Source organism: Micromonospora sp. M51, assembly GCF_018070305.1.
Lineage (GTDB): Bacteria > Actinomycetota > Actinomycetes > Mycobacteriales > Micromonosporaceae > Micromonospora > Micromonospora parva.
Genome location: NZ_JAGPXZ010000483.1, coordinates 1 through 4,824, shown reverse-complemented (window position 1 = coordinate 4,824; position 4,824 = coordinate 1). Strand labels below are relative to the sequence as shown.

4 protein-coding genes are annotated in these 4,824 nt (G+C 71.4%); 3 read left to right on the top strand and 1 reads right to left on the bottom strand.

The features are described from left to right. Positions 1–2: 2 nt before the first annotated feature. Positions 3–848, top strand: coding sequence for a tRNA (adenosine(37)-N6)-dimethylallyltransferase MiaA (gene miaA, locus KBX53_RS22630; protein ID WP_247676058.1), 846 nt, complete (start codon positions 3–5; stop codon positions 846–848). Between the two features lie 7 nt (positions 849–855). Continuing rightward, positions 856–1,701 (top strand): diaminopimelate epimerase, encoded by an 846-nt coding sequence (gene dapF, locus KBX53_RS22625; RefSeq protein WP_210861499.1) that lies wholly within the window; start codon positions 856–858, stop codon positions 1,699–1,701. 126 nt (positions 1,702–1,827) lie between these two features. On the opposite strand, the gene KBX53_RS22620 is transcribed toward dapF, so the two are convergent. Then, positions 1,828–3,294 carry an NAD-dependent malic enzyme gene (locus tag KBX53_RS22620; RefSeq protein WP_210861498.1) on the bottom strand — a complete coding sequence of 489 codons (1,467 nt, stop codon included), beginning with the start codon at positions 3,292–3,294 and terminating at the stop codon, positions 1,828–1,830. A 183-nt stretch (positions 3,295–3,477) separates the two neighbouring features. On the opposite strand from KBX53_RS22620, the gene hflX reads away from it, so the two are divergent. Then, on the top strand, positions 3,478–4,824 hold a 1,347-nt coding region (gene hflX / locus KBX53_RS22615; RefSeq protein ID WP_210861495.1), incomplete at its 3' end, for a GTPase HflX.

The following is a 4,824-nucleotide window of genomic DNA, read 5'->3' as shown; positions in this document are numbered from 1 at the left end:
CGTTGGCGCACGCCCTGGACGGGGAGGTGGTCAACGCCGACTCGATGCAGCTCTACCGGGGCATGGACATCGGCACCGCCAAGCTGACAGTCGCCGAGCGGGACGGTGTGCCGCATCACCTGCTGGACATCTGGGAGGTCACCGAGCCGGCGAGCGTAGCGGAGTACCAGCGGCTGGCGCGCGCGGCGGTGGACGACATCCTGTCCCGGGGGCGGGTGCCGCTGCTCGTCGGTGGCTCCGGGCTGTACGTGCGGGCGGTGCTGGAGCGCTTCGAGTTCCCGGGCACCGACGCGGCGTTGCGGGAGCGGCTGGAACGGGAGTTGGCAGAGGTCGGCCCGGCCCCGCTGTACGCGCGGCTGCGCGCCGCCGACCCGGCCGCCGCCGAGAGCATCCTGCCGGGTAACGGGCGTCGGATCGTGCGGGCCCTGGAGGTGATCGAGTTGACCGGCGCGCCGTTCGCCGCGTCGCTGCCGCAGCCCACGCCGTACTACCCGTCGGTGCAGCTCGGCGTCGACCTGGACACCGGGCTGCTGGACGAGCGGATCGCGCTGCGGGTGGACCGGATGTGGGCCGACGGCCTGGTGTCCGAGACCCGTGAGCTGGTCGGGCACGGGCTGCCCGAGGGGCGCACGGCGAGTCGGGCGCTCGGCTACCAGCAGGTGCTGCGCATGCTGGCCGGCGAGTTGACCGAGGCGCAGGCGCACGACGAGACGGTCCGGGCCACCCGGCGCTTCGTCCGCCGGCAGCGGTCCTGGTTCCGGCGCGACCCGCGCATCCACTGGCTGGACTCGACGACCCCGGACCTGATCGGGGCCGCCCTGCGCCTGGTGCCGGCCGTTGCGCGATGATGGGGGAGTGGAGTTCACCAAGGGCCACGGCACCGGCAACGACTTCGTCCTCCTCCCCGACCCGGACGGTCAGCTCGACCTGACCCCGGAGCTGGTCGCGGCGCTCTGCGACCGGCGGCGGGGCATCGGCGCGGACGGCGTACTACGGGTGGTCCGCGCGGCCAAGCATCCGGACGGCGCAGGTCAGGCCGGCGAAGCCGAGTGGTTCATGGACTACTGGAACGCCGACGGCTCGTTCGCCGAGATGTGCGGCAACGGCGCCCGGGTCTTCGTGCGCTACCTGCTCGACACCGGGCTGGCCACGCCCGCCGGCGCGGCGCTGCCGGTGGCCACCCGGGCCGGCGTCGTGCGCGCGCTCGTCGAGGGCGACGCCGTCTCCGTCGAGATGCGCCGACCCCGGGTGTACGACGAGTCGGCCGCCACCCTCGGCGGGCTGACCCTGACCGGCGCGGTGGTGGACGTCGGCAACCCGCACCTGGTCTGCGTCCTGCCGGCCGGCGTGGAGCTGTCGGCGCTGGACCTCACCAGGGCCCCCGGGTACGACCCGGCGGTCTTCCCGAGCGGGGTGAACGTGGAGTTCATCGTGGCGGGCGACCCGGTCGACGGCACCGACGGGCACACGCTGATGCGGGTGTACGAGCGCGGCAGCGCCGAGACGCTGTCCTGCGGCACGGGTGCCTGCGCGGTGGGCGCGGTGGCCCTGCGCGACCTCGGCCGGGACACCGGAGTGGTAGCTGTCGACGTGCCCGGCGGCCGCCTCACGGTGACCGTCACCGAGAACTCGTGCTGGCTCTCCGGCCCGGCCGTGCTGGTAGCCACCGGCGACATCAACCCCACCGCCCTGCACCCCTAACGCCAACACGCCTCACCTGACGCCGGCCCTGCCCCACCACTGTTGATCAAGAGGTTTGCGTCGGATTTCGCGTCGTTCCTGACGCAAATCTCTTGATCACCAGCGTGGGTGGGGGTGGGTGCGGGGTTATGGGGTGGCGCTGGCGTTGGCGGCGATCTCGGGGAGGTCGGCGGGGCCGGGGTCGGCGGCGGGGAGTGGGCTGGGGTTGTGCGCGGCGGCGCGGACGGCGGCGGCGACCGCCGGGGCGACCCGGGAGTCGAAGACGCTCGGCACGATCACCGTCGGGTTGATCTTGTCTTCGCCGACCACGTCCGCGATGGCCTGGGCCGCCGCGATGGCCATCTCCTCGGTGAACTCCTCGGCGTGCGCGTCCAGCATGCCGCGGAACACCCCGGGGAACGCGAGCACGTTGTTGATCTGGTTCGGCTGGTCCGAGCGGCCGGTGGCGACCACTGCGGCGTGCTTGCGCGCCTCCCGGGGGTCGACCTCCGGGTCCGGGTTCGCGAGGGCGAAGACGATCGAGTCCTTCGCCATCTGGGCGATGTCGTCGCCGGTGAGCAGGTTCGGCGCGCTGACTCCGATGAACACGTCGGCGCCCCGGATCGCGCCGGGCAGGTCGCCGGAGTAGTTCTCCTTGTTGGTGTTGTCCGCCAGCCACTGCCACGCCGAGTTGAGCTCGGTCAGCCCACGGTGCAGGGCGCCCTCCCGGTCGTACGCGATGATGTCGCCGACGCCCTGGCGCAGCAGCAGCTTCATGATCGCGGTGCCGGCCGCGCCGGCCCCGGAGACCACCACCCGGACGTCCTGGAGCTGCTTGCCCACCACCCGCAGCGCGTTGGTGAGCGCGGCCAGCACGCAGATCGCGGTGCCGTGCTGGTCGTCGTGGAAGACCGGGATGTCCAGCGCCTCGCGCAGCCGGGCCTCGATCTCGAAGCAGCGCGGCGCGGCGATGTCCTCCAGGTTGATACCGCCGTACGCCGGCGCGATCGCCTTGACGATCTGCACGATCTCGTCGGTGTCCTGGGTGTCCAGCACCACCGGCCAGGCGTCCACCCCGCCGAAGCGCTTGAACAGCGCCGCCTTGCCCTCCATCACCGGCAGCGACGCGGCCGGGCCGAGGTTGCCCAGGCCGAGCACCGCCGAGCCGTCGCTGACCACCGCGACGGTGTTGCGCTTGATGGTCAGTCGCCGGGCGTCGGCCGGGTTCTCGGCGATCGCCATGCAGACCCGGGCCACCCCCGGCGTGTACGCGCGGGACAGCTCGTCGCGGTTGCGCAGCGCGACCTTCGAGGTCACCTCGATCTTGCCGCCCAGGTGCAGCAGGAACGTCCGGTCCGACACCTTGCGCACGTCCACGCCGTCCAGCGCGGTCAGCGCGTCGACCACCTGGTCGGCGTGACCGGCGTCGGCGGTGTCGCAGGTCAGGTCGACGATCACGTTGGTCGGGTCCGAGTCCACCACGTCCAGCGCCGTGACGATCGCCCCGGCCTCGCCGACGGAGGTGGTGAGCCGGCCGATCGAGGACGCGTCCGCAGTCACGGCGATCCGGATGGTGATCGAAAATCCGGCGCTGGGCAGTCGGGTGATGGCCACGGGATCCCTCCGTAACGGCTGTGCGGCCGATCGGCCGCCGCCCGCATTTCTACCGGGTTGTCGGTGCCGACCAGCATTCGCCCCCACTTTTGGCGACCTTCACCATGGGCATATAGCAGGTGCGTTCGGCGTTGTGTCATGTCAGGATTACGTTCTACTTATCAAAACGGACAGGAGAACCGCTTGCGAGACCAGGAGAGCTTTGTCCCCGTCGAGGACGAGCTCGACGACGTCACCACCGGCGAGATGGAGCTGTCGGAGCGGCAGTCCCTCCGACGCGTCCCGGGCCTGTCAACCGAGCTCACCGACGTCACCGAGGTGGAATACCGCCAGCTGCGGTTGGAGCGGGTCGTCCTGGTGGGCGTCTGGACCGAAGGCACAGTCACCGACGCGGAGAATTCCCTGACCGAGCTGGCCGCGCTGGCCGAGACCGCCGGTTCGCAGGTGCTCGAAGGGCTCATCCAGCGGCGGACCCGACCCGACCCGGCCACGTACATCGGCCGCGGCAAGGTCGACGACCTGGGCGCTGTGGTGCTCTCCACCGGCGCCGACACCGTCATCTGTGACGGTGAGTTGTCCCCGTCGCAGCTGCGCAACCTGGAGCAGCGCACCAAGGTCAAGGTTGTCGACCGGACGGCGCTGATTCTGGACATCTTCGCCCAGCACGCCAAGAGCAAGGAAGGTAAGGCGCAGGTCGAGCTGGCCCAGCTCGAATACCTGCTGCCCCGACTTCGCGGTTGGGGTGAGACGCTCTCCCGCCAGACCGGTGGTTCCGGCCGGGGCGGCGGCGCCGGCGGCGGTGTGGGTGTTCGTGGTCCCGGTGAGACCAAGCTGGAGACCGACCGGCGGCGCATCCGTCACCGCATCTCCCGGCTGCGTCGCGAGATCAAGAGCATGAAGACGGTACGCGTGACCAAGCGCGCCCGGCGTTCCCGCAACGCCGTTCCCGCGGTCGCCATCGCCGGCTACACCAACGCCGGCAAGTCCAGCCTGCTCAACCGCCTGACCGGCGCGGGCGTCCTGGTGGAGAACGCGCTGTTCGCCACGCTGGACCCGACGACCCGAAAGGCCACCGCCTCGGACGGTCGGCTCTACACGCTCTCCGACACTGTCGGCTTCGTCCGGCACCTGCCGCACCAGATCGTCGAGGCGTTCCGCTCGACGCTGGAGGAGGTCGCCGAGGCGGATCTGGTGGTGCACGTCGTCGACGGCACCCACCCGGATCCGGAGGAGCAGGTCCGGGCGGTGCACGAGGTGCTCGCCGAGGTGGGCGCGGACCGGCTGCCCGAGCTGTTGGTGGTCAACAAGACCGACGCCGCCGACGAGGACACGCTGCTGCGGCTCAAGCGGCTGTGGCCGGACGCGATCTTCGTGTCCGCGTACTCCGGTCGGGGCATGGACGAGCTGCGCGCGGCGATCGAGGAGCGGCTGCCGAGCCCGGCCGTGGAGGTCCGGGCCGTGCTGCCGTACGACCGGGGTGACCTGGTGGCTCGGGCGCACCGCACGGGTGAGGTGCTCAGCACTGCGCAC